Source organism: Bradyrhizobium sp. LTSP885 (assembly GCF_000938305.1).
Taxonomy (GTDB): domain Bacteria; phylum Pseudomonadota; class Alphaproteobacteria; order Rhizobiales; family Xanthobacteraceae; genus Bradyrhizobium.
This window is the reverse complement of sequence record NZ_JYMT01000010.1, coordinates 61,397-86,718: the sequence shown is the minus strand read 5'-3', so window position 1 is coordinate 86,718 and position 25,322 is coordinate 61,397. Positions and strand designations below refer to the sequence as shown.

Annotated in this window: 18 protein-coding genes; 12 read left to right on the top strand and 6 right to left on the bottom strand. The window is 64.4% G+C overall.

Features of this window, described 5'->3' with window-relative positions; all coding sequences use genetic code 11:
- The first annotated feature begins 110 nt into the window (after positions 1-110).
- Positions 111-1,070, top strand: a complete 960-nt coding sequence (locus UP09_RS06700) for a hypothetical protein (protein WP_044537292.1) — start codon at positions 111-113, stop codon at positions 1,068-1,070.
- A gap of 24 nt (positions 1,071-1,094) precedes the next feature.
- On the top strand, positions 1,095-3,086 hold the full coding sequence (locus tag UP09_RS06695; protein WP_044537291.1) for a hypothetical protein: 1,992 nt from the start codon (positions 1,095-1,097) through the stop codon (positions 3,084-3,086).
- Between the two features lie 11 nt (positions 3,087-3,097).
- Here UP09_RS06695 and UP09_RS06690 read toward each other — a convergent pair whose 3' ends face one another.
- From UP09_RS06690 to UP09_RS06680, 3 genes are read right to left on the bottom strand one after another with little or no spacing between them, the layout of a single operon-like run.
- Entirely contained in the window at positions 3,098-6,730 is a 3,633-nt protein-coding gene (locus tag UP09_RS06690) for an error-prone DNA polymerase (protein ID WP_044537290.1), read from the bottom strand.
- Positions 6,727-8,496 (bottom strand): Y-family DNA polymerase, encoded by a 1,770-nt coding sequence (locus tag UP09_RS06685; RefSeq protein ID WP_245301766.1) that lies wholly within the window; start codon positions 8,494-8,496, stop codon positions 6,727-6,729. The genes UP09_RS06690 and UP09_RS06685 overlap by 4 nt, the downstream gene beginning before the upstream one ends.
- On the bottom strand, positions 8,387-9,217 hold the full coding sequence (locus tag UP09_RS06680) for an ImuA family protein (protein ID WP_044537289.1): 831 nt from the start codon (positions 9,215-9,217) through the stop codon (positions 8,387-8,389). The genes UP09_RS06685 and UP09_RS06680 overlap by 110 nt, the downstream gene beginning before the upstream one ends.
- Before the next feature lie 269 nt (positions 9,218-9,486).
- Between UP09_RS06680 and UP09_RS06675 the strand changes: the two genes are divergently transcribed.
- Together UP09_RS06675 and UP09_RS06670 are read left to right on the top strand one after the other, a co-directional pair.
- On the top strand, positions 9,487-10,926 hold the full coding sequence (locus tag UP09_RS06675) for a UdgX family uracil-DNA binding protein (protein WP_044537288.1): 1,440 nt from the start codon (positions 9,487-9,489) through the stop codon (positions 10,924-10,926).
- A gap of 440 nt (positions 10,927-11,366) precedes the next feature.
- Positions 11,367-12,989 carry an inorganic phosphate transporter gene (locus UP09_RS06670; RefSeq protein WP_044537287.1) on the top strand — a complete coding sequence of 541 codons (1,623 nt, stop codon included), beginning with the start codon at positions 11,367-11,369 and terminating at the stop codon, positions 12,987-12,989.
- A 91-nt stretch (positions 12,990-13,080) separates the two neighbouring features.
- Here the strand turns inward: UP09_RS06670 and UP09_RS06665 are convergent, their stop codons facing one another.
- A complete protein-coding gene (locus tag UP09_RS06665) occupies positions 13,081-14,253 on the bottom strand; it encodes a M20 aminoacylase family protein (RefSeq protein ID WP_044537286.1) in 1,173 nt (390 codons plus the stop codon).
- A gap of 170 nt (positions 14,254-14,423) precedes the next feature.
- On the opposite strand from UP09_RS06665, the gene UP09_RS06660 reads away from it, so the two are divergent.
- The 7 genes from UP09_RS06660 (at position 14,424) to UP09_RS06630 (ending at position 20,227) form a co-directional block, all read left to right on the top strand.
- Complete coding sequence (locus UP09_RS06660; RefSeq protein ID WP_044537285.1) at positions 14,424-16,043, top strand: GMC family oxidoreductase; 1,620 nt, start codon at positions 14,424-14,426, stop codon at positions 16,041-16,043.
- Positions 16,033-16,953, top strand: a complete 921-nt coding sequence (locus UP09_RS06655) for an alpha/beta fold hydrolase (RefSeq protein ID WP_245301765.1) — start codon at positions 16,033-16,035, stop codon at positions 16,951-16,953. Before UP09_RS06660 ends, UP09_RS06655 begins: the two co-directional genes overlap by 11 nt.
- A 91-nt stretch (positions 16,954-17,044) precedes the next feature.
- Complete coding sequence (locus UP09_RS37455) at positions 17,045-17,311, top strand: hypothetical protein (RefSeq protein ID WP_044537284.1); 267 nt, start codon at positions 17,045-17,047, stop codon at positions 17,309-17,311.
- Between the two features lie 189 nt (positions 17,312-17,500).
- Positions 17,501-18,451, top strand: a complete 951-nt coding sequence (locus tag UP09_RS06645) for a metallophosphoesterase family protein (RefSeq protein ID WP_044537283.1) — start codon at positions 17,501-17,503, stop codon at positions 18,449-18,451.
- 18 nt (positions 18,452-18,469) lie between these two features.
- A complete protein-coding gene (locus UP09_RS06640; protein WP_044537282.1) occupies positions 18,470-18,814 on the top strand; it encodes a cupredoxin domain-containing protein in 345 nt (114 codons plus the stop codon).
- 94 nt (positions 18,815-18,908) lie between these two features.
- Positions 18,909-19,466 (top strand): sigma-70 family RNA polymerase sigma factor, encoded by a 558-nt coding sequence (locus UP09_RS06635; protein ID WP_044537281.1) that lies wholly within the window; start codon positions 18,909-18,911, stop codon positions 19,464-19,466.
- Positions 19,463-20,227, top strand: coding sequence for an anti-sigma factor family protein (locus UP09_RS06630; protein WP_044537280.1), 765 nt, complete (start codon positions 19,463-19,465; stop codon positions 20,225-20,227). Before UP09_RS06635 ends, UP09_RS06630 begins: the two co-directional genes overlap by 4 nt.
- Before the next feature lie 106 nt (positions 20,228-20,333).
- Here UP09_RS06630 and hpnO read toward each other — a convergent pair whose 3' ends face one another.
- A complete protein-coding gene (gene hpnO, locus UP09_RS06625) occupies positions 20,334-21,725 on the bottom strand; it encodes an aminobacteriohopanetriol synthase HpnO (RefSeq protein ID WP_044537279.1) in 1,392 nt (463 codons plus the stop codon).
- A 102-nt stretch (positions 21,726-21,827) separates the two neighbouring features.
- On the opposite strand from hpnO, the gene UP09_RS06620 reads away from it, so the two are divergent.
- Positions 21,828-22,463 carry a DUF2147 domain-containing protein gene (locus tag UP09_RS06620; RefSeq protein WP_044537278.1) on the top strand — a complete coding sequence of 212 codons (636 nt, stop codon included), beginning with the start codon at positions 21,828-21,830 and terminating at the stop codon, positions 22,461-22,463.
- A gap of 38 nt (positions 22,464-22,501) precedes the next feature.
- On the opposite strand, the gene hpnN is transcribed toward UP09_RS06620, so the two are convergent.
- A complete protein-coding gene (hpnN, locus tag UP09_RS06615; protein ID WP_044537277.1) occupies positions 22,502-25,117 on the bottom strand; it encodes a hopanoid transporter HpnN in 2,616 nt (871 codons plus the stop codon).
- Between the last annotated feature and the right edge of the window lie 205 nt (positions 25,118-25,322).

The following is a 25,322-nucleotide window of genomic DNA, read 5'->3' as shown; positions in this document are numbered from 1 at the left end:
AGATGCGAGCCGTGAGAATTCATCAGCCGCGCTGACGCACTCCAACAAGGCTCCGCTCGCGGCGCGCCCGTCGACTCGAATTCACTTCGGGCGAGCAAGGAAGAACAGCAATGGGTGGCTGGGTAATCCGGCACGGCTACCTGCTCCTCATCGTTCCCGCGGTTTTCGCAGGTTCGGTGCGCGCGGCGGAATGCCCGCCCGGCCGCGTGATCGACAAGGTCGAGGAAACGGAAGACGCAGTACGGACATTCTGCAAATGCGACGTCGATCGCGTCCCGCACGGCCGCGCCTGCATCTACCGGACGCCGACGGTCGATCCCGCCTTCTTCGTCTCGCCCGAGCACGCCGCCTTCGTTCGCGCCGAACTGGAACGGCTGCGGGTCAAGCGCGCCAAAATCGCCGCACAGTTCGCGAAGCTCGAGCAGCTGCGCGCAGACCAGGACCGCTACCTCCAGGAAATGGGCGAAATGCGCGAGCAGGTCATGTATGACGGGCTCAGCGACCTGCTCTCGGTGGTCTCATCGAAGGTCGTGGCGGATGGCATCCCCGGACTGTCGCCGACCGACGCGCGCGAGCTGACCACGGGCCTGCGGCTGATGAAGACTGCGGTCGACGTGGAGTCCACGGAGCTCGCCGGAGACAACCGCGATCGTGCCCGCCGCAAGGCGATCGACGCCTGCAAGACCGCGCTCGGCACCCTCGCAACGCTCACCATGCCGGACAGCTACAGAGACCCGATCAAGCGGACGATCGATGCGACCGCCGAAAGCATCAAGGCCGCCGATGTCAATTGGAAGGCGGCCGATGCACCGATGCGCCAGCGCGTTGTCACGGCACTGGATGGCATCGCGGCGATCACCGGCGCGATCGTGCCGCTGGTCGGCACCGCGCGCTCCGGCGTCAATGCCGCCGGCAACGCCATCGTCCTCTGGCATATCCAGAACGACAAGGAATCGATCGTCGAGGCGCTGGTTTCATCCCAGCGCGCCAGGCTCGCCTACGACAACAGGCTGGCGGCGACCGACGAGATGATCCGGTTTTACGAGGTGGAAGCGAAGAAATTTCAGTAACCCGGCAATGGAAAGGGCAGTCCGATGCGAAAGGCCCTGTTTGGTTTGGTTCTCACTGCTGTGTTCGTCAGTGCCCCGTTGGCCATCTCACCCGCGCGAGCCCAGAACGCGCCGCAGGGACAATCTGGCGGAGACCTCAATGGAGCGCGGTCGGAACTCAAGGACATCGACGATGTCATCGTCATTATCGAGAAGAAGGTAAAGGCCGCCAAGGAGGCCCCGGCCGAACGCAAACCGTCAGCGGGACCGCCGGCTCCGGAGGCCGACCAACAAATGGAGACGCTCAAGATCCTGCGCGAGCAGTTGCGCGCGAAGATCGAGCTCGCCGAGAAAGCGCGCAATCCGGCGGAGGTGCAGGTGCTGGCCAAGGACGCGCGGCTGCAGGCGGAAGCGGCGCGATCGGTCAAGCAGAGCGTCGCCGGTGTGCCGCAAGGCCCGTCCGGCGTCGTGGATCGCGCCATCATGCAGAAATTCGGCTCGCAGGCGCTGGAACAGGCTCGGGCGATCGACCGTGGCTTCAAGACGAACGGCAACACCGACGGTGCGGGCGCGCCGAGTGCGCATACGATCTACGATGTCGCCCGTCCACGCGCCGACGCGGCGCCGGATCCGGTGGCGCCACCACCGGATCGGATCATGCATGGCAACGTCCCCTCGCCCTCAACCGGCACCGCCTCCGCGGGAGCGACCGTGAGCGGCCATTTCAAGCCGACCACGGTCGATTCCGCGCACGAAGCGGTCCAGAAATATGGCAGCCAGTTCGGTGGCGTGGTTCTCGAGGGCGACGCCGTCAGCCTGCCGCCGATCCAGAAGGTTACCTACAACCGCTTGGCCAATGCCATGGTGGTGAACGATCGCGCGGTCTACTTCGCGCCGGTGCCGGCGCGGGCGCTGGCGACACTCGCCCGCACCATCGCGGACGAGGAGAATATCGGCGTATCGCTCGGCTCCGTCCACGTCGTCACCAAGGCGCTGCCGCCCGAATCCGAAATCGCGCTTGATCTCAAGATCGCGGATCATTTCCTCGGCGATATCGTGTTCGCCCGGAACGATTGGACGCGCGGCTATCTCCTCGGATTCGATCCGCAGAAGCCGACCGGCGAAAGCTTCAATGTCGCGGTGTATTTCAAGTTCGACGGCTTCGAGTTCACGATCGACCGCGACGAACTGCGCGGCACGCAAGCCGGCCTCGATATCAGCCTGGTGCCACTGTCTGACAAGAAGGCAGCGGACGGCGGCATGCTGCCCGATGAGGATGCAATCCGGCGCGGTGTCGGCTCGCCGCAATACGAGGCGAACGCACGCCATATCGCCGACGATGTCGACCATTACCGGCGCGAGAAGATCATTGCCCGCGTGTTCGCCTATGGCCAGGTCGCGGCGCTGCTGCGCGGAATGAAGCGGAGCGGCCGTGACCTGACGGCGCTGGCGCGCGCGATCGAGACGGAAAACGGATTCACCGTGACCGACGAGCAGCGCAGCCCGGAGGTGACGGCCGATGCGCAGGCATCAGCACCGGCGCCGGCTACGGCTGCGAACCCTCCCGGCACGTGGGAATTCATCGGCTCCGCCTTGTCGTTACAACAGACCGGCGCGCAGATCCGCTTCCTCTATCAGCAACCGCGCCCCGGCATGCTGGAGGCCGGCGCACAACCGGGCTCGCTGTTGTTCGAGGGCCAGCACTCGGAGACACAGATCTGGGGGACCGCCTATATGTTCTCCCGCACCTGCGGTCCGCAGGCCTACCCGGTGCAGGGCCAGATCGTCGACGGCGGCACGACGGTGGTGATGCGCGGCGAGGCTCCGTGGGTTTATCCGACCACCTGCGAGCCCGCCGGCACGCACCCTGTCGAGTTGGTATTGAAGGCGACGGCCGCTGCTCCGCGACGTGAAGTGGTGCTGATGGTGAATCATTGGGTCGCGTATCTGAAATCCATCCAGGAGCGGAACGAATATCCGAACTGGCCGACGCCGCCCTACGATCTCTACCGCAGCAGACTGTCGGCACGCGGTTGACCGGCAACACCTCAATGAAAATCGCGTGACGGCGGCAGGATGCGGACGTTGCGGGGGTGGCGGATTTTTTGCGCCGGCGCATCGGCATGGTCTCGGCGGTCGTCGTTGAGCGGCTCGATCAGCGCCGGGCCCGCCGGCATCGGGGGCTTGCGGCTGAGGGAATCGTTGGCGAGGCCGATCAGGTCGTGGGAGCGGTCGATCATGCGCTGCGCCACCAGATGCGTCACGCCCTCGGGGCTGCTCTGGATATATCCCTCGACCAGGATCAGGCGCGCGCCCATCACCTCCTTGCGGTACTGCTCCATCACCTTCGGCCACACCACGATGTTGGCGATGCCGGTTTCGTCCTCCAGCGTCATGAACACGACGCCCTTGGCGCTGCCCGGCCGCTGCCGCACCAGCACCACGCCGGCGCAGCGCACGCGGCGGCGATCGTTGCCCTTGTTGATCTCCGTGCAGGCGACGACGCGCTCGCGTGTGAACATCTCGCGCAAAAATTCCATCGGATGGCCCTTCAGCGACAGGCGGATGGTCTGATAGTCGGCGACCACCTGCTCGGGGCGCGGCATTTCCGGCAGCGGTTGCGCGTTTTCGTCCGGCTGCTCGCGGGCGACCGCCGCCTCGAACAGCGGCAGCGGCACGTCGTCAGGCAGCCGCCGCACCGCCCACAGCGCCTCGCGGCGATCGAGCCCGAGCGAGCGGAACGCATCGGCATCGGCGAGCAGGATCAGCGCGCGTTTCGGCAGAGCGGTGTCGCGGGCGAAGTCTTCCAGCGAGGTGAAGGGCCGGCGATTGCGCGCGGCGATGATGCGGTCGGCCCAGTCCTGCTCTTGCTTCGCCTCTCCCGCTTGCGGGGGAGGCCGCAGCGCAGCGACAGATGCGCTGCGGGTGGGGGCTCTCTCCTCAGCATGACTCGTGGAAAGACCCCCACCCCAGCCCTCCCCCGCAAGCGGGAGAGGGAGCGCAATCCCTTCTCGGTTGGTCGCGTTTCTCTCCCCGTCATTCCGGGGCTCGCGTAGCGAGAGCCCGGAATCCATTGGGCCGCATCCATGTTGAGGAATGGATTCCGGGTTCACGCTACGCGCGCCCCGGAATGACAGCTGAACTTCTTTTAATCTCTCCTCATCCTCATCCAGCCAGTGAAACCCATCGATCTGACGAAAACCGAGCCGCACCGCGCAATATTTCCCGTCTCTCTCCTCCAGCGTGTTCTGCGCAAAGCTCCAGGAGACATCGATCTCGCGCACCGTGACGCCGTTGGTGCGGGCGTCGCCGACGATCTGGGCCGGCGCATAAAAGCCCATCGGCTGCGAGTTGAGCAGGCCGCAGCAGAAGGCGTCGGGATGATAATGCTTCAGCCATGAGGAGATGTAGACGAGTTGGGCAAAGCTCGCGGCGTGGCTTTCCGGGAAGCCGTAAGAGCCGAACCCCTTGATCTGCTCGAAGCAGTTTTTGGCAAAGACCGGATCGTAGCCTCGCCGGATCATGTTTCCGATCAGCTTGTCTTCGAAATTGCCAATGGTGCCGACATTGCGAAATGTCGCCATCGCGCGACGTAACCCGTTGGCTTCTTCCGACGTGAAGCCTGCGGCTTCGATGGCGATCCGCATCGCCTGTTCCTGAAACAAGGGCACGCCAAGCGTCTTGTACAAGACATTGCGCAACTCATCCTTGTTGCCGCCCTTTGGATAGGGATATTCAATATCTTCGGGGCGCATTTTGCGACGACGCAGATAGGGATGAACCATATCGCCCTGGATGGGGCCGGGGCGCACGATCGCGACTTCAATGACAAGATCGTAGAACGTTTTTGGCTTCAGTCGCGGCAGCATGTTCATCTGTGCGCGGCTCTCCACCTGGAAAACGCCAAGCGATTCACCCCGCTGCAACATCTTGAAGACATCGTCATCGTCTTCCGCCTTGATATCTGCCAGCTCGTATCGTCTGCCCTTGTGGTCGTCGATCAAATCAAAACATTTGCGGATGCAGGTCAGCATGCCCAGCGCCAGCACATCGACCTTCATCATGTTGAGCGCGTCGACGTCGTCTTTGTCCCATTCGATGAAGGTGCGGTCGTCCATCGCGGCATTGCCGATCGGCACATAGGTGTCGAGCCGGTCCTGGGTCAGCACGTAGCCGCCGACATGCTGCGAGAGATGGCGGGGAAACTCGATCAGCTCGGTGGCGAGCTCGACCGCAAGATTGATCATCGCGTTCTTCGGATCGAGGCCGGCCTGCCGCACCTGCATGTCGCTGAGGCCCTTGCCCCAGCTTCCCCACACGGTATCGGCGAGCGCCGCGGTGACGTCCTCCGTCAGACCGAGCGCCTTGCCGACGTCGCGGATCGCGCTGCGCGGGCGATAATGGATGACGGTGGCGATGATGGCCGCGCGATGGCGGCCGTAGCGGCGGTAGACATATTGCATCACCTCCTCGCGCCGCGAATGCTCGAAATCGACGTCGATGTCGGGCGGCTCCAGCCGCTCCTTGGAGATGAAGCGCTCGAACAGCAAATCGACCTTGGTCGGATCAACCGAAGTGATGCCGAGCACGTAGCAGACCGCCGAATTCGCTGCCGATCCCCGCCCCTGGCACAAGATGTTCTGGCTGCGCGCGTAATGGACGATGTCGTGCACGGTGAGGAAGTAATGCGCGTATTTCAGCTCGGCGATCAGCGCGAGCTCCTTGTTCAGGGTGGTGCGGAGCTTGGCGTCGATCTCGCCATCGAAATATGTGTCGACGCCGGCCCAGGTCAGGTCCTCCAGATGCTGCTGCGCAGTCTTGCCCGGCGGCACCGGTTCGTCGGGATACTGGTATTTGAGTTGGTCCAGCGAGAAGGAAATGCGCTTGGCAAAGCGCATGGTCTCGGTAACAGCCGCGGGCCAGTCGCGGAACAGCCTGATCATTTCATGGGCGGGCTTGAGATGGCGTTCGGCATTGGCCTCGAGCCTGCGGCCGACCGCCTCGATCGTGGTCTTTTCGCGGATGCAAGTCAGCACGTCCTGCAGCGGGCGCCGCGCGGGATGGTGATAGAGCACCTCGTTGGTCGCGAGCAGCGGCACACTGGCCTTGGCGGCGAGTGCCTGCAGCCGCGCGAGGCGGCGCTTGTCGTCGCCGCGATAGAGCAGGCTTGCGGCGAGCCAGACGCCACAGGCAGGGCTCTCCTTCAGGCGCGCAAGAACATCGAGCGCAACAGCCGCGTCAAAGCGATGCGGCAGCGTCAGCACCAGAAGCTGCCCCTCCGCGTAATCGATGAGATCGGACAGTGCGAGACGGCAGTCGCCCTTCTCGATGCGCACGATGTCATCACCGCGCTTGCCGCGGGTGAGCAACTGGCACAGCCGGCCGTAAGCGGCGCGGTCGCGCGGATAGACCAGGATGTCGGGCGTATCGTCGATGAAGACGATGCGGGTGCCGATCAGGAGTTTTGGCGGATGCTCGACCTCGGAATTGTCGAGCTCCTTCCAGGCGCGCACCACACCGGCCAGCGTGTTGTGATCGGCGATCCCGATCACGGGAATACGAAGCCGGCTCGCCTCATGCACATAGGCGCGCGGATCGGAGCCGCCGCGCAGGAACGAGAAATTGCTGGTGATGCCGATCTCGGCATAGTCGGGCATCAGCTGAATTCCTGGCGTGCTCATGCGAACAACCCGTGCACATACCATTTAGCCGGAATCGGCTTGCCCGCCTCGTCTCTCAGCTCGCTCTCATAAAGGCCATCGCGAAAGATCCAGAAGCGCTGCCCCGCGGCGTCCTCGACGCGGAAATAGTCCCGCGTCAGCGCTTGGCCGTCCTGCTTCCACCATTCCATCGCGATGCGCTCGGGGCCTTCGACCCTGACAACCTCATGCTGCGCGCGCCGCCAGGTGAACTGATGCGGCGGACCGTCGGGCACGGTCGCAAACGGCACATTGATCAGCTCCGGCCGGTCGAACAGCCGCAAAGGGCGCAGCGGCGGTTCGCCCACGATCCGCTCCGGCCAGGCGGCGGCAGTCGCCGCGGCAAGATGATGCTGCGCCGGGACGGCGAGCGCTGATCGTTCGGGGATGTGGCTCTCCATCGGCAGATGCACGACCACGCGCTTGCCGCCGATGCGGGCGGCGATGCGATCGATCAGGGCCGATATCTCGTCATTATCATGCACTGACGCGTCGAGATCGCGCTGCTGCTGCACCACGATCTCGGTACGCCCGGCGGCGAGGCGAATAAGATCGAAGCCGAAGCCGGGATCGAGGGGATCGTTTAAGCTTTCGAGCCGCTCGCGGAACAGGCGGTCGATCATCTCGGGCCTGGTGACCGGACGCCCGGCCTCGACCGCGATGCTGCGCACCGCGCCGTCGGTGCGGAAGAAGATCGCCTCCAGCTGCCGAGCGCCCTTGCCCTGTCTGTCCATCGCCGTCACCAGCGTGCGGGCGAGGTTTTGCAGCGTCAGCGTGATCACGGTGTCGGTGGCGACGGGCTCGGCGAAACGTTTCTCCACGATGTAGTCGGGCAGTGGCTTGCGCGGGCTGATCGGGGCATCGCCCTGCCCCAGTGCGTGACTGAGCAGCGTCGTGAAGGCTGAGCTGAACCGCGCCGAGATCTCGTGCGGCGCGCGCGCGGCGACATCGCCGATGGTTTTCAACCCGGCGCGGCGAAGCCCGGTGGTAACAGCCTCACCGGCGCCGAGCGCTGCGACCGGCAGCGGGCCGACGGCGTGGGCTTCCTCGCCGGCGGTGACGATCTTGCCCGAGGTGTGCCGCGTCAGCGTGCGCGCCGCAATCGAGGTGCCAGCGATTGCGGCGCTGACCGCAAAGCCGCGGCGGGTCAGCGCATTCGTCGCAATCTGCAGCAGCGCGCGTTCGCCGCCGAACAGATGCGCGCAGCCGGTGATGTCGAGGAACAACCCATAGGGCGGATCCAGCGCCACCAGCGGCGTGAAGCGGTCGCACCAGTCCGCGATATCGTTCAGCGTCTTCGCATCGGCGGCAGGATCGGCGTCGTAGACGGTGAGTTCCGGACAGATCGCGCGCGCATTGGCGAGCGGCAGCCCGATCGAGAGCCCGGCGCGGATGGCAGCCTCGTCGAGCGCGTGGAGCAGGATGGCGTTGTGATCCTTTGCGACGACGACGCTGGGGAGTTCTTCCTTCGCCTCTCCCGCGTGCGGGGGAGGCCGGATCGCATCGCGAGATGCGATCCGGGTGGGGGCTCTCTCCTCAGCGGGACTCGTGGAGAGACCCCCACCCCAACCTCGAGAGCGAGCTTCGCTCGCCTCGGACCCCGCAAGCGGGAGAGGGAGCCTTACTACCTCCCGCGCTTCAGCCTGCGAGCCTCTGTTCTGCGCCAACCTGCGCGTGATGCGGTCGATGGGCAGGCGTGGCAGCCACAGGCTGAGGATGCGCCGACGGTTCACTGAATTGGCACTCATCACATTTCCATTCCATGATCCATCGCCCGACCGGGCCATGACGATTGCGCACCAGCTCGGCATCGAACCGCGGCGCGCCCCAGGGCGCCGCAGGCATTGAGGGCGCCGCAGGCATTGAGGCGCTTGCCGCGTTGCCGGGCGGTGAATGCGCCGCGCGTACGATCCAGCGCGTCTCCGCGGTCGAGGGAATCGGCGTCGCCGCGATCCGCAGCACCAGCGCGGTGACGCCGGAGGCTTGGGCTGCCAAGGTCAATTTGCGGCTGGCGACGAGGTCGAGCTGGCGCACATCGCCCCAGACCTCCAGCACCACCGCACCCAGCGCATCGCAGGCCAGCGCGTCGGCCGCGGTGCGCAAGCCGCTGTCGACATCGGCGGCACGCACGGTGACCATGAGGCGCGGATCGAGCCCGAGTTCAGTAAGCCCGCTCATCGACAGCGCGCCACTTTCGCGGTCGGAAAAATCCTGCCGCACCCAGACCAGCGGTTTGCGCGGCGACAGACGTCCGGCGAGCCCTGCAACGAACCCGGTCGCGGCGCCGCTTTGATGGCCGCTTGCGAACACCTCATGCAGCACGGCTGACGCAAGCCCGCCGCGCAGCATGGCGTCCGCGCTCGTGTGGCCGAGCGCGACGCGGTTCGGCATGTTCGTTTCAGATGGCGCCTCGATGCGCGCGATGCTGCCGCGCAAGGACGCAAGCGTACCCGTGCGTGCGCCGTTCATATGCGCCGCTCCTTCCCAACCAAAATTTGAAGCCGTCACTGGTTCTGAACAGAGAACCACGCTGGCTCATTTGTTCATGATATGTTCTAATATAAAGCTAACAGGACCGGCAGAGTCAATCGGATTGGTGGGCTCTCCGATTCATCAGTGGAATCAAGGGGATTCAGGAGCGGTCAGGAACGGGGCGCTGCCCCGCCAGCCGCTCCCACGCCTCCTCAGGCGCGCGAGCCCTGAAATAGCGGCGGCGTGACGGAAACGGAGCAAATCGCATGCACATCATGATGCTCGACAACGACACCGATTTCGACGGCTGGCGCAAAGCCGCGCGGCGATTGGCATTGAATGACGTGAAGCCGGCTGATGTGACGTGGACGGTGCGCAATGAGGCCGAACTATTCGCGGCATCCAGCGTGAACGGATTCAGCGCGAACGACCTGCCCGATGCGCCACATGCGGGGTTCAACGTATCAGCCACATTCGTCGAGCTGGCAAGGACCGCGATCCTGCATCGCAATGGCGACCGTTTCGCCCTGCTCTATCGCCTGTTATGGCGGCTGCGCAGCCATCACGATCTGCTCGGCACCACGACCGATCCCGATGTCGCCGAGGTCAATGCGATGGCGCGCGCGGTCTATCGCGACATCGACCGGATGCACGCGCATCTCCGCTTCCGCGAAATCGGCCGCGAGCAGAAGGCGCATTACGTCGCCTGGTTCGAGCCCGAGCATCGCATCGTCGAGGCCGCCGCGCCCTTCTTCGCCAGCCGCTTCGCCGACATGCCGTGGTCGATCCTGACCCCCGACGTGTCAGCGCATTGGGATGGCCACGCGATCTCGATCACGTCAGGCGTCGACAAATCCGAGGTGCCGACCGAGGACCGGCTCGAGGAAACGTGGCGACGTCATTACACCGGCATCTTCAATCCGGCGCGGCTGAAGGTGATGGAGGCACAGCACTCCTATTGGAGGAACCTGCCCGAGGACTCGATCATTAGGCCTTTGCTCGAAGACGCGATGCGAATGACGGGCGGCTTCATCAAGAACGTGGCCAGCGAACCGCACACACCCGAGCGACAGCAGGACACGCCGATGGTCCGCGGAGAAGCTCACGACACGATCGCAACCTTGCGCGAACAGGCCGCCGGCTGCCGCGCCTGCCCGCTCTGGAAGGACGCCACCCGGACCGTGTTCGGCGAAGGTCCGCAAACCGCCTCGGTCATGCTGGTCGGCGAGCAGCCCGGCGACAAGGAGGATTTGGCCGGCAGGCCGTTCGTCGGCCCGGCCGGCGAGATGCTCGATCGCGCGCTGGCGGACGCCGGGATCGCGCGGGCCAAGGTCTACGTCACCAACGCGGTGAAGCATTTCAAATTCGTGCCGCGCGGCAAGATCCGGCTGCACCAAAAGCCGAACACACCCGAAATCCGCGCCTGCCGGCAATGGTACGAGCGCGAACTTGCCGCGATCCAGCCGGAACTCGTGGTGGCACTCGGCGCCACCGCCGCCCAAAGCGTGTTCGGCAAGATCACACCGGTGAACAAGAACCGTGGCCGCCTGATCGACCACGACGGCACCAGGGTGCTGGTCACCGTGCATCCATCCTATCTGCTGCGGTTGCCCGACGCGGAGGCCAAGGCACGGGAATACCAGCGATTTGTCGACGACCTGAAAATCGCAGGTTCCTTGCTGCGCCGATCAGCGCACGCCGCCTGAGTTCCCGCAAGCATGTGGGACTGCGGCAACACGTCGGTGGAATTCCAGCAACACGTTGATGTGAAATGCATTGAAGCAGTTGATAAATACCTACAACCTTTAATTGATCCATGGTACGGTCACGTGTTCCGCAGGCATTGGGCGTCATGTTCACGCCATGACGTTCCCTGAGGTCGGCGCGCTGTACGATTCGACTAGCCCCAATCGTGCAGCGCGCGACCTCGACCTGGCGGCCCTCCACCTCAAATTCCCAGAGATCGGCAGCGTTCGTTGATGACGATTGCCGTCCGGAGCCTCCAAGGGCCGGTAAGGGCCGGCCATTCAGCCGCACTGCACAAAAATCGGTCGCAAACTGGGGACGGCTCGATTTCAGCGGCCGGATTTCAATTGCCTGTCACATGCATCGCTCAAAGTCGGCGCCATTGGGACAGGAGTTTACCATGAGCGATATGGCGTTACCCGGCTCGATCGAGCCCGCCTTGAAAAAAGGCCCGGAGCTCGACAAGGGCTTTCATCCACTTACCGGCGTAATCTATTTGGGAGTGGTCGCGGCCGCCCTGTTGTTCGTCGCCTACAGCATTTATGCCGACGTCGATGCCACCGGCACGCGCGTCACGTCGTTGCTGCCCTATCTCATGCTGTTCGTCGCCCTGCTGATCGCGCTCGGCTTCGAATTCGTCAACGGCTTCCACGACACCGCCAATGCGGTCGCCACCGTGATCTACACCCGCTCGCTGCCGGCGCACATCGCCGTGGTCTGGTCGGGCATGTTCAACCTGTTCGGCGTGCTGCTCTCCTCTGGCGCCGTCGCGTTCGGCATCGTCTCGCTGCTTCCGGTCGAATTGATCCTGCAGGTCGGCTCCAGCGCGGGCTTCGCGATGGTGTTCGCGCTGTTGATCGCCGCCATCATCTGGAACCTCGGCACCTGGTGGCTCGGGCTGCCGGCCTCGAGTTCGCACACCCTGATCGGATCGATCATGGGTGTCGGCATCGCCAACGCGCTGCTGCGCGGCCGTGACGGCACCTCCGGCGTAGACTGGACCCAGGCGGCCGGTATCGCCAAGGCGCTGCTGCTGTCGCCGCTGTTCGGCTTCGTGCTGGCCGCGGGCCTGCTCTTTGTCCTCAAGACCGTGCTGGCGCGCGCAACGCCCGCTCTGTTCGGCGAGCCGGTCGGCGACCAGCCGCCGCCGTGGTGGATCCGGGGCATCCTGATCCTCACCTGCACGCTGGTCAGCTTCTTCCACGGCTCGAATGACGGCCAGAAGGGCATGGGCCTGATCATGCTGATCCTGATCGGCACCGTGCCGACCGCCTATGCGCTCAACCGCGCGCTGCCCGACAGCGCGATCGCAGCGTTCACCACGCATTCGACCTCGGCCAGCAAGGTCATCGAAGGCAAGGCCGCGGGCTACAACGTGCTCGGCAACCCGCGCCCGGCCGTGACCAACTATGTCTCGCAGCACCAGATCAACGAGGGCACCTATCCGTCGCTGGCGGTGCTGGTTCGCGACATTGGCCAGCAGGTCACCCAGTATGGCTCGCTGGCCAAGTTCCCGGCTGACACGGTCGGCAACACCCGTAACGACATGTACCTGGCCTCCGAGGCGATCCGCATCCTGATGAAGGACAAGGAATCCGAACTCTCCGCCGCCGACGTCACCACGCTGAACGAGTACAAGGGCTCGCTCGATGCTGCGACGAAGTTCATCCCGAGCTGGGTGAAGTTCGCCGTCGCCATCGCGCTCGGCCTCGGCACCATGGTCGGCTGGAAGCGCATCGTCGTCACCGTCGGCGAGAAGATCGGCAAGACCCACCTGACCTACGCGCAGGGCGCCTGCGCGGAGATCACGGCAGCCGCGACGATTGCGGCGGCCGACGGCTTCGGAATGCCGGTCTCGACCACCCACGTGCTGTCGTCCGGCATCGCCGGCACCATGGCCGCCAACGGGTCCGGCCTGCAATGGTCGACGATCCGCAACATCGCGATGGCCTGGGTGCTGACCCTGCCGGCCGCGATGATCCTCTCGGGCTCGCTGTACTTCGTGTTCTACCATTTGTTCTGACGCCAACATCTTGGCGCGGTAGCGCCAACGAAAAGGCCCGCACGTCAAGTGCGGGCCTTTTTGCATTTCGGATGATGCCGTCGTTGCGAGTTCACGCCGCCAGCGCGTTCTCCACGATCTTGACGAAATAAGAGCTGCCGTAAACGATCGCCTCGTCGTTGAAATTGTAGGCGGGGTGATGCAGGCCGGCGCTGTCGCCGTTGCCGCAGAAGATGAAGGCGCCGGGCCGCGCTTCCAGCATGTAGGAAAAATCCTCACCGCCCATCAGCGGCGGCATTTCGTGCACATTGGCCTCGCCGGCGACGTCCTTCGCGATGCGGGTCGCAAATTCGGTCTGTGAACGGTGGTTGACGGTGACGGGATAGCCACGCTTGTAGGTGAGATCGATCCTGGCGCCGGTCAGCAGGGCCACGCCCTTGACCACTTCGCCGACGCGCTTCTCGATCAGTTGCCGGACTTCCGGGGTCAGGGTGCGAACGGTGCCGCGCAACTCTGCGGTCTGCGGGATCACGTTGCGGGCGTTGCCGGCGTGGAATTCGCAGATCGAGATCACGGCGGAGTCGAGCGGATCGACGCTGCGCGACACGATCGACTGCAGCGCCGTGATCAGTTGCGCACCGACCATCACGGAATCGATGCATTTGTGCGGACGCGCGGCGTGGCCGCCGAGCCCTTCGATGCTGATGTTGACCTCGTCGGTCGCAGCCATGATCGGGCCGGAGCGGATCGCGAACGAGCCGATCGGAATCCCCGGGCCGTTGTGCATGCCGTAGACCTGCTCGATGCCGAAGCGGTCCATCAGGCCGTCCTTGATCATCGCGGCCGCGCCGGCGCCGCCCTCTTCGGCCGGCTGGAAGATCACCACCGTGGTACCGGCGAAGTTCCGCGTCTCGGCGAGATAGCGCGCGGCGCCGAGCAGCATCGCGGTGTGGCCGTCATGGCCGCAGGCGTGCATCTTGCCCGGCGTCTTGGAGGCGTAAGGCAGGTTGGTCTCTTCGTGGATCGGCAGCGCGTCCATGTCGGCGCGCAGGCCGATCACCTTGACGTCGCCGCTGCCGGCCGGCTTCTTGCCCTTGATGACGCCGACCACGCCGGTCTGGCCGAGACCGGTCACGACCTCATCGCAGCCGAACTCCCGCAGACGATCGGCCACGAATGATGCAGTGCGGTGCACATCGTAGAGCAATTCGGGGTGTTCATGGATGTCGCGGCGCCAGGCCTGGATATCGGGTTGCAGATCGGCGACGCGGTTGACGATTGGCATGGGAATTCTGGCCTCAGGGGTTGGATGGCTTGGTCCTGTCTAGCATGCAAGGGCCGGTCCACCCAACAGCGCCCAAGCGGTACCGCCCTGCCTCTGGCGCCGGGCTTGTCCCGGCGGGCCGCGTCTGACTAATACGGACCCAACAAGGACGCTTGCCGGGAAACGACGACATGCCGCGAAGGCTCGAGGGTGATTTCGACTACATTATCGTCGGCGCAGGCACGGCCGGCTGCATCATGGCCAACCGCCTGTCCGCCGATCCGAAAAAGCGCGTGCTGCTGCTGGAAGCCGGCGGCAACGACAACTGGATCTGGTTTCACATCCCGGTCGGCTATCTCTTCGCGATCGGCAATCCGCGCTCGGACTGGATGTTCAAAACCGAGGCCGAACCCGGCCTGAACGGCCGCGCGCTGGCCTATCCGCGCGGCAAGGTGATCGGCGGCTCGTCGGCGATCAACGCCATGATCTCGATGCGCGGACAGGCCGCGGATTACGATCATTGGCGGCAGCTTGGCCTGACGGGCTGGAGCTACAGCGACGTGCTGCCGTCTTTCAAGCGGCTGGAGGATCACTTTCTCGGCGAGAGCGAGCACCACGGTGCCGGCGGTGGCTGGCGCATCGAGGCGCCCAGGCTGTCGTGGAAAATCCTCGACGCGGTCGGCGATGCCGCGGAGGAGATGGGCATCAAGCGCATCGGCGATTTCAACACCGGCGACAACGAAGGCACCAGCTATTTCCACGTCAACCAGAAGCGCGGCCGGCGCTGGTCGTCGGCGCGCGGCTTCCTCAAGCCGGTGCTGAACCGCGCCAATCTGCGGCTCGAGACCAATGTGCTGGTCGACCGCCTGGTGATCGAGAGCGGCCGCGCCACCGGCGTCGAGTTCCGGCAGGGCGACGAGGTGATGGAGGCGCGCGCCAAGGGTGAAGTGATCCTCTGCGCCGGCGCGATCGGATCGACCCAAGTGTTGCACCGTTCCGGCATCGGCCCCTCCGAATGGCTGTCGCCGCTCGGCATCGACATCGTGCTCGACCGCCAGGGCATCGGCCACAATCTGCAAGACCATCTGCAGCAGCGCGCGATCTACAAGGTCTCGGGCGTGCGGACGCTGAACGAGACCTATTACAATCTGATCCGCCGCGGCCTGATGGGGCTCGACTATGCGTTGCGGCGCCGCGGTCCGCTGACCATGGCGCCGTCGCAGCTCGGCATCTTCACCCGCTCGGATTCGACGCGCTCGCGCGCCAACATCCAGTTCCATGTGCAGCCGCTGTCGCTCGACAAGTTCGGCGATCCCCTGCATCGCTTTCCCGCGATCACGGTCAGCGCCTGCAATCTGCAGCCGACCTCGCGCGGCACCGTGCGGATCCGCTCGGCGGCACTCGACGACAAGCCGTCGATCGCGCCAAATTACCTGTCGACCGACGACGACCGCCAAGTCGCAGCCGACGCGATCCGCACCACGCGGCGGCTGATGAAGCAGAAAGCGCTGGAGCAGTATCACCCCGAGGAGTTCCTGCCCGGCCCCTCCGTCGGCGACGACGATGCGTCACTGGCGAAGGCCGCCGGCGACATCGGCACCACGATCTTCCACCCCGTCGGCACCGCGAAGATGGGGATCGCGAGCGATCCGATGGCCGTGGTCGACGAGCGCCTGCGCTTCTACGGTCTCGACGGCCTGCGCATCGCCGATGCCTCTGTGATGCCGACCATCACCTCGGGCAATACCAACACGCCGACCGCGATGATCGCGGAGAAGGCGGCGGCGATGATTTTGCAGGATGCGCGGTAGCAAGCCGATGTCTCCCCCGACACGACTGTTCGTTGGCGACGCCAGCGCGCCGATCGCGCTGGCGCGATGGGGCGAGCCGTACTCAGACAGGCCGCCGGCGCTGCTGCTGCACGGCACCGGCTTCGTCGCCGAGGTCTGGACCGAAGTCGCGGAGGCGCTGGCCGCCGACTACACGGTCTATGCACTGGATCGTCGCGGCCATGGCCTTAGCCACAAGCCATCAGCCGACCGCTATCATTTCCAGGATTTTGCCGAAGATCTTTGCAGGGTTGTCGATCAACTCGATCTCCATGGCATCTACGGCATCGGCCACAGTGCCGGCGCCACTGATCTGCTGCTCGCGGCAAAGCTGCTGCCCGAACGCTTTGCGCGTCTGTTCGTGATGGAGCCGACGGTGATGGATCCACACGCGCCGCGCACCCAGGGCTTGAGCGCTATGTCAGCAGCGTCGGTGGAGGGCGCGCTGCGCCGCCGGGCGGAGTTCGAGAGCGCGGAGGTCCTGTTCCAGCGGCTACGCACGGCACCTGCGTTTGCGCCATGGACCGAGCCGGCGCTGTGGGCCTATGTGCATCACGGATTTGAGCGGCTTGGCGACGACCGCGTTCGGCTGCACTGCACGCCCGAGATCGAGTCCGCACTGCTGCTGCCGATCTTCCAGGCGATGGAGCAGGTCTACACCGGTGACGCGCGCGGCAATCCGTTTCCCTGGCTCTCCGAGATCACGTGCCCGGTCCGCATCGCCACCGCCGGGCAGTCGGAGCCAGTCTACAGACTGATGGCCGACCGCGCCGCGGCGCTGATACCCCATACGAGCCGGATGTCGTTCGATGGCGTCGGACATTGCGTCGCCCAGGAAACGCCGGAGCTTCTGCTGCAATCGCTCAGGACGTTCGCCGTGCGGGCAGATTAGCGCCGCCTTCGGAGGCGGTTGAACACCAAAGAAAACGCCGTCCCCTTGCGGGGACGGCGGCAAGCCACTCACGCAGTACTGAAACGAATCAATGGTGACCGTGGTGCTCGGCGTGGTGCCGGCTGGCCTCGGTGTGGTGATGCTCGGCGTGGCTGGCATGACCGTGGGCGCTGTGGGCGTGATGCGCCGCCTTGTCGTGATCGCCCGCTTCGTGGTGCTTGGCGGCTTCGCGATGGTGCTTTGCAGCATGCTCGTGATGTTCGGCCGCCTTGTGATGATGATCAACGCCTGCGTGGTCGCTCATGTCGCTCTCCCGGTGTGGCGATTAAAGTCCGGCATCGTTACGCGGGAGCGCTGACACTGTGCTGACGGTTGCAAGACAGCTTTGTTGCGGCCGTTCATAATCGAGCGGCCCGGGCCGCGGCGCCCGCTCACGAAATCGTCATCGCCGCTCCCCGCTCCACCCAGGGCCGCGGGAATAAACCCCCACCCCCGCCAATAACGTCTCCGGAAACCCCAATCTCTGGGCACCACGGGAGACTTTGCCATGAGCGGACACGATCACGACCATCACGATGAGGACAAAGGCGTCAGCCGGCGCAAGGTGCTGGAATGCATGACCTGGGCCGGCACCGGCGTGCTGTGGACAATCACCGGCGGCGTGCCGCATTCGCTCGGCATTGTCGGCTCGGCCGCGGCCGCGGAGCCGGCCGGCATGACATTCATGCAGATCAGCGACAGCCATGTCGGCTTCGACAAGCCCGCAAATCCGAACGCCAACGGCACGCTGGAAGAGGCCATCAACCAGGTCCGCGCGATGCCGATCAAGCCGTCCTTCATGATCCACACCGGCGACATCACGCATCTGTCGAAAGCCAAGGAATTCGACGATGCCGACCGCATTATCTCGCAGAGCAAGCTCGACGTGCATTATGTGCCCGGTGAGCACGACTTCATCGACGAGGAGGTCAAGCTCTACAAGGAGCGCTATGGCAAGGGCACCAAGGGCGCCGGCTATTATTCCTTCGATGCCGGCGGCGTCCACTTCGTCGGCCTCGTCAACGTCGTCGACCTCAAGGGCGGCGGCCTCGGCAATCTCGGCAACGAGCAACTGGAATGGCTCGAGGACGACCTCAAGGGCCGCTCGAAATCGACGCCGATCGTGCTGTTCGCCCACATCCCGCTGTGGACTGTGTATCCGCAATGGGGCTGGGGCACCGAGGACGGTGGCCGCGCGCTGGAATACGTCAAGGGTTTTGGCTCCGTCACCGTGCTCAACGGCCACATCCACCAGGTGATGCAGAAGGTCGAGGGCAACGTCACCTTCCACACCGCGCGCTCCACCGCCTTCCCGCAGCCGGCACCGGGCGCTGCGCCCTCGCCCGGCCCGATGAAGGTCGAGGATGCCAAGCTGCGCAGCATGCTCGGCGTCGCCCACATCAACTTCAAGCAGGGCACCGAGCGCCTCGCGATCATCGACACGCCGCTGCAGGGCTGAGAGAAGGACGACTGAGCCATGAGTTCGATCAATCGCCGCGACTTCGGCATTGCCGTGGTCGCGACCATGCTCCTGCCTGTCTCGATGGCCCGCGCCGAAGACACCGCGGCAAAAGCCGATGGCGTCGCGGTCCATATCGACAACTTCGTGTTCGAGCCGGCCCAGCTCAATGTGAAGGTCGGCACCACCGTGACCTGGACCAACCGCGACGACATCCCGCATACCGTGGTATGCGCGGGCAAGTTCCGGTCGAAAACGATGGATACCGACGGCAGCTTCTCGTTCACCTTCACGGACCCGGGCGAATACAAGTATTTCTGTTCGCTGCATCCGCACATGACAGGCAGTGTCAAGGTTGGGTAACGTGTCCAGCCATATCGTCACAACCATGCCCGGCCAGTGGCCTTCCGCCGCCGGCCGGGCGCCAGCCGTCTCAGGACATGCCGGGCAGGACACGATGGTCGTCAATACGTCGCAAGACGATCCCGAAAAGGCGCGGCGCTTTCGCGAGGCCGCGCTGCCCTATCTCGACGATGCCTACACGCTGGCGCGCTATCTGCTGCGCGATGCGGCCGACGCCGAGGATGCGGTGCAGGACTGTTACTTGCGCGCCTACAAGCATTTCGACAGCTACCGGGGGCCGGCGATGAAACCGTGGCTGTTCGCGATCCTGCGCAATGTCTGCCGCGCCGAATTTGCGCGGCGCAAGACCGCCCCCACCGCCGTCGAGGAGGTGCCTGAGAGCGCCGAGCAGGCGCCGATGTGGCACGAAACCCCTGACAACCCGGAACGGCAGATGCTGCGCCGCTTCGACGGCGACGTCGTGCGCAAGCTGATCGCAGCGCTCGCCGAGCCGTTCCGCGAGACCTTCGTGCTCAGGGAAATCCAGAATCTTTCATATCGCGAGATCGCCGATGTCGCCGCCGTGCCAGTCGGCACCGTGATGTCCCGCCTCGCGCGCGCCCGCGCCATGCTGCGAACGGCCTGGCTTGCGGAACAGGAGCAAGTGAAATGACATGCGAGGAAGCTGAAGTGCTGCTTCACGCGCTGATCGACGGCGAACTCGATGCCGGCCATGCGCGCGAGGTGGAAGCTCACATCGAAGGTTGCCCGCATTGCGCTGAGCTGATGCAGGAGTATCGCGAGATCAGCCAGGCGATGGCCGCGACCGACTTGCGCTACAAGGCGCCGCTCGAGCTGCGCCGCAGGATCGAGAAGGCGTTGCCGCAACCGCAGGCCGCCCCGAGCCGGCGCTCCGTGCTGCGTGGCTTTGCGATGGGCTCCGCGGTGTCGGCGATGGCCGCGACCGGCCTCGTCGCGATCGTGCTGCGCAATGACGACGCGCAGCGCATCGAGGCCGAGGTGGTGTCGGCGCATCTGCGCTCGCTGCAGGCCGGCCACCTCATCGACGTGGTCTCGACCGACCAGCACACCGTGAAGCCGTGGTTCAACGGCAAGCTCGACGTCTCGCCGCCGGTGATCGACCTCACCGCGCAGGGCTTTACGCTGGTCGGCGGCCGGCTCGATTACGTCGACGCACGCGCGATCGGCGCGGTGGTCTACAAGCGACGCCAGCACGTCATCAATTTGTTCGTGGCGCAGACCGCGAACACCGAACGCCGCGCGGCGAAGATCTCGACGCTGCAGGGCTTCAACATCCGCCGCTGGAGCGACCGCGGCCTGAACTACTGGGCCGTCAGCGACATCGGCGCCGACGAGCTCACGGAGTTCGGCGACAAGTTCGAGACCGCGATGCAGGCGAACAAGGAGGGGTGAGATCGACTCGTAGCCCGGATGAAGCGAAGCGCAATCCGGGAACGGTCTCGCAAGTTTCGAGAATCCCGGATTTCGCTGCGCTGCATCCGGGCTACGTGTTGAGGTGTTACGCCGACTTGCGCACCGCGTTGTCGACCAGCGTCTTGCCGAGCGACCAGATCGCGCCGGGGACCTTGTGGCTACCGGCGATCACCTCGTCGAACGCCTTCTCGATCCAGGCGCAGTCGTCCTCGGTGATGACGAGCGGCGGCAACAGCTTGATGGTGTGGCTGCCGTGGCCGGCAACTTGCGTGAGGATCTTGTGGTCCTTGAACAGCGGCACGGTGATGAGCTGGCAGAACAGGCCCTTGTTGGCGGTCTCCAGCAGATTCCACGACGCCTTCAGCCGCAGCGATTTCGGCGGACCGAATTCGACGCCGATCATCAGGCCCTTGCCGCGGACTTCCTTCATCAGCTCATAGCCCGGCACCATGCGCGTCAGCGCAAGACGCAGCTCGGCACCGCGCTTGGCGGCCTGCTCGACCAGCCTCTCGGCCTTCATGACGTCGAGCGTTGCGATGCCGGCGGCCATCGCCAGATCGTTCTTCGCAAATGTCGAGCCGTGCACGACCGCACGATCCATCTGGTTGAAGATCTTGTCGAAGATGTTCTTGCGCGTCAGCAGCGCGCCGATCGGCACGTGTCCGCCGGACAGCGCCTTGGCCAGCAGCACCATGTCGGGCTCGATGCCCCAATGCTCGACCGCGAGGAACTTTCCGGTGCGGCCGATGCCGGTCTGGATCTCGTCGGCGATGAACAGCGTGCCGTATTTGCGGCACAGCGCCAGCGCGCCGGGCAGGAACTCGTCGGTGGGCATGTTGACGCCCTTGCCCTGGATCGGCTCTACGATGAACGCGCCGACCTGTCGCGACGACAAAGCTTTTTCGAGCGCTTCGAGATCGTTGTAGGGAATCGCCGTGCAACCCGGCAACAGCGGCTCGAAGCCGCCGCGGAAATTCGTGTCGTCGGTCAGCGACAGCGCGCCATAGGACAGGCCATGGAACGAATGCGTGCAGTAGACGATGCCGGGACGGCCGGTCGCGCCGCGCGCGAATTTGATCGCGGCCTCGACGGTCTCGGCGCCGGAATTGGCAAAGAACACCTTGTCCAGATATGGTACATGTTCCAGCAGCCGTTCCGCGAGCACGCCGGCCAGCGTGGAGACATCCAATTGCACAAGATTTGGCAGATCGGCGTCGAGCACGCTCTTCAGCGCCGTGCGCAGCGCCGGATGATTGCGACCAACCGCAAAAACGCCAAATCCGCTCAGTAGATCGAGGTAGCGGTCACCATGACGATCGAACAGGTATTGACCCTGCCCCTTGCGAAAGCCGACATCGTAACCGATTGTCTTGAGAACGCGAACGAGCTGCTCGTTGAGGTGACGCGTGTGCATGGCACCGCGCTGCCCTTCCCGCTCCACAAAAATCTCGGAAACGTCTAAATTGGAACTTACCATTCGTTACATACGTCGGTTGATGGCCATCTCGTCAACTTAAAACGCTCGAACAGCGGCGTTTTGCCCCCGCTCGGATCGTCTACTTAAGCACAGGTTTGGACCATGTTGCACTGCCCAAGAAGCTTCGCGCGCACAATAGCCTTTTCAGGTTTATTTTTGGCCACCGTAGTAACACCGGCGTTGGCCGCAGATCCGACCGGCGACTGGAAGGTCGCGGACGGCGTTGCCACCATCCGTGTCGCCCAGTGTAGTGGCAACATGTGGGGTGCGGTCTCCTGGGAAAAAACCCCCGGCGGCACAGATAAGAACAATCCCGATCCGGCTAAGCAAACCCGGCCGACACTCGGCATGCCGATTCTCATCGAGATGAAGAGGAAGCCCGGCGTCGATGCGTGGGAAGGTCAGGTCTACAACGCCAAGGACGGCCAGTTCTACAGCTCGACCATCAAGCCCGTTGGCACCGACCAGCTCGAAATCCAGGGCTGCGTGCTCGGCTTTCTCTGCGGCGGCGAGACCTGGACCCGCGTCGGTCCGCCAATTCCGTTGAGCGTTGCCGGCAATCCGCCAAAGCCGGGCGCGCCCAAATCGGCGGCAACGCCGCCGGCTCCAAAAACCACGGGCTCGGTGGCGCCTGCCACCAAACCCGGTCAGAAGCAGGCCGCCAACGCCAATGCGTCAGCCGACATCGGCGATATCTGTCTGCTTCCCGAGATCGCGCATCCGACGCCAACGCGTTAGCCGGCGGACCGGCAACGCGTCAGGTGACGTCAGTCCCGTCAGGTGACGTCGTCGCCGAGTTCGGCGTCCTTGCCGACTTCGCGCGGCTTGCCCATCAGCGCGGGCTGGAACAGCAACACTGCCGCGAGCGTGGTGACGAGCGACAGCGCAAGCAGCTTGCCCATGCTCGCGGTGCCGGGATGGCTTGACAGCCACAGGCTGCCGAACGCGGTCGCCGTCGTCAGCGCGCTGAAGAAGATCGCGCGCGTCAGGCTCGACTGCAGCAGATTCGTTCTGCCCTGCCGCCACGCCGTGACATAATAAATCTTGAAGGCGACGCCGACGCCGAGCAGCAGCGGCAACGCGACGATGTTGGCGAAGTTGAGCGGCAGGCCGATCAGCACGCAAATTTCCAGCGTCACGATGCCCGCGACCAGCAGCGGAACCAGTGTCAGCAACACATCGGTCACCTTCCGCAGCGCCAGCCACAACAGGACGCTGATCCCGACCAGTGCCAGGATGCCGGCATGGATGAACGCGTCCACGACGACATCGCCCGATTTCAGGATCGAGACCGGCCCGCCGATGGCGGTCGGCTCGGCGGCGAGCACGGCGTCGGCGAAGCGACGCAGATTGTCATTGTCGTTCGGATCGCCCTTCGGCTCGGCCTGGACACGCATCAGGCCATCCTTCGTCTTCCATACCGCGACGAATTCCGGCGGCAGGGTCTGCAGCGTGATGGTTTGGGCCTGTAGCGTGCTCTTGAGCTGATCGAACACGATCTTCATCGGCGCGATAAAGATGGCTTGCGCCTTGTCGCGGGTCTCCTGGTTCGAATCGGCGAGCTTCTGCAGGCCGTCGGCCAGCCGGCGCGCCGCAACAGCCCCCGGTCCCTGGCCGTCGCCTGCGGTCTTGCGCAGGCTGTCGACCGAGCTCTTCAGCGACTCGACGTTCTCCTGATCGGAGGGCGCAGCATCGACCGTATCAGGGCTGAGCGCGGGGTTGAGCGTCTTGGCCGCCTGCGCGATCAGCTTCAGCTTGGCCGGCTGATCGTCAGGCACGAAACTGTCGAGCGACATCACGCGCGACACCTCCGGCAGCTTCTCGAGCTTCGCCTCGATTGCCTTGGCGTCCGCTTCCGAGGTCGTCATCACGTTGATGGCGTTGGCGCCGGTGTTCGGATCCTTTCTGAGATCGAGAAAGGTCGAGATCGATTCCACCTTCGCGCTGCGCAGATTGATCGGATTGAAGTCGAACTTCATCCAGTGGAGTAGCGGCAGGCCCGCGACCGCGATCAGAATCGTGCCAACGATGATCGGGATGCGGTGCTTTTCAAGGAAGTGATCGACGGGCGCGAGGAAGGCATAACCGACCGATTCCTTCTCGCCGGGCGGATTGAGCAGATCGAGCAGGGCCGGCAGCACCGTGATGCTGGTGATGAACGCGATCAGCATGCCGGCGCCGGCGATCTTGCCGAGTTCGGAGATGCCCCGGTAATCGGTCGGCAGGAAGCAGAGGAAGCCGGCAGCCGTTGCCATCGCCGCGAGCGACAACGGCACCGCCGAACGTCGCGCCGCGTTCTCGAGCGCCAACGTCAGATTGTTGTTCTTGTAGCGCTCGGAACGGTAGCGGACGCTGAACTGGATGCCGAAGTCGACGCCGAGGCCGATGAACAGCACCGCAAAGGCGATCGAGAGCAGGTTGAGCGATCCGACCATCATCAGGCCGACGGCCGTGGTGAGGGTAAGGCCGATGAACAGGTTCACGAACACGGCGAAGATGATCTTGGCGGAGTGCAGCGCCAGCCAGAGGATGATCAGCACGATTATCACGGTGCCGATGCCGTTCTTGATCGCCCCGTCCTGCACAGTGGCGTATTCCTCGTTGGCAATCGGCACGGGTCCGGTCAAACGGACGCGTGCATGGTACTCGGTCGGGAATTTCAGGTCGGTCGCCGCCTGCCGGATCGCGTCGGTTGCGTCCTTGCCCGGCTCCAGCGCCGAATAGTCGATGATCGGCTTGACCTCGATGAAGGCGCGCTTGTCGGCGTCGGTCAGCGGCGTGTCGCTGGTGAGCTCGCGCCAGGAGAAGGTGGCGTTGCCCTTGGTCAGGATATCCTCGACCGTTCGGGCAATCAGGGTGAAGGGGGGCGCGGCATTGTCGAGCTTGACCTGCCCGCGCTTGACGCCGGCAAGGCCGGTTTCGAGCGCGCCGGTGAGGCCGCGAATCGAGGGATCGCCCGCCATGATCTCGATCAGCGGCGCCGCTGATTCGAGCTGGCCCGTGACCTTGCCGACCTCCTCGGTCGGCAGGAACAGCAGGCCGTTCTTGTCGAAGAACTCACCGGAGCCGAGCGGCGTCACCGCCTCGAAATTCGTCTTGTCGGCCGACAGCTTCTCCGCCAGCGCCTTCGCCGCCGAACTTGTCAGTTCCGGGGTCGCAGCCTCGACCACCGCCAGAATCAGCCGCTCGCGGTCAAAGGCCCCATCAAACTGGTTGTCGCGCTTGCGCCAGTCCAGATCGGGCGAGATCAGCTTGTTGATGTCGGTGTTGATGGAGAAGTTGCGGGCCGTATAAAAACCCGCCCCGACCGAAAGGATCAGAGCAAAAATGACGACAGGAAGGGCAAAGCGCGTACACGTCCTAACAACGGAGACGACAATATTTGTCAGCACTTCGTATCTTTCCAATCTCGCGGAAGCATGGCCGGAAACGCCCGCTCTCTAGCGGAGTTCCGGGGGCCGATCTAATGTTGTTTTGGTAACTTCCCTCGACGCGACGACGAGAGGCACCAAACAGCAGGAAGCGGCCCGCGAGTGGACGGTATAAACCGCCTCAGGGGGCGAGAAAGTGACGAACAAGTGAGGGGCAGACGGTCGC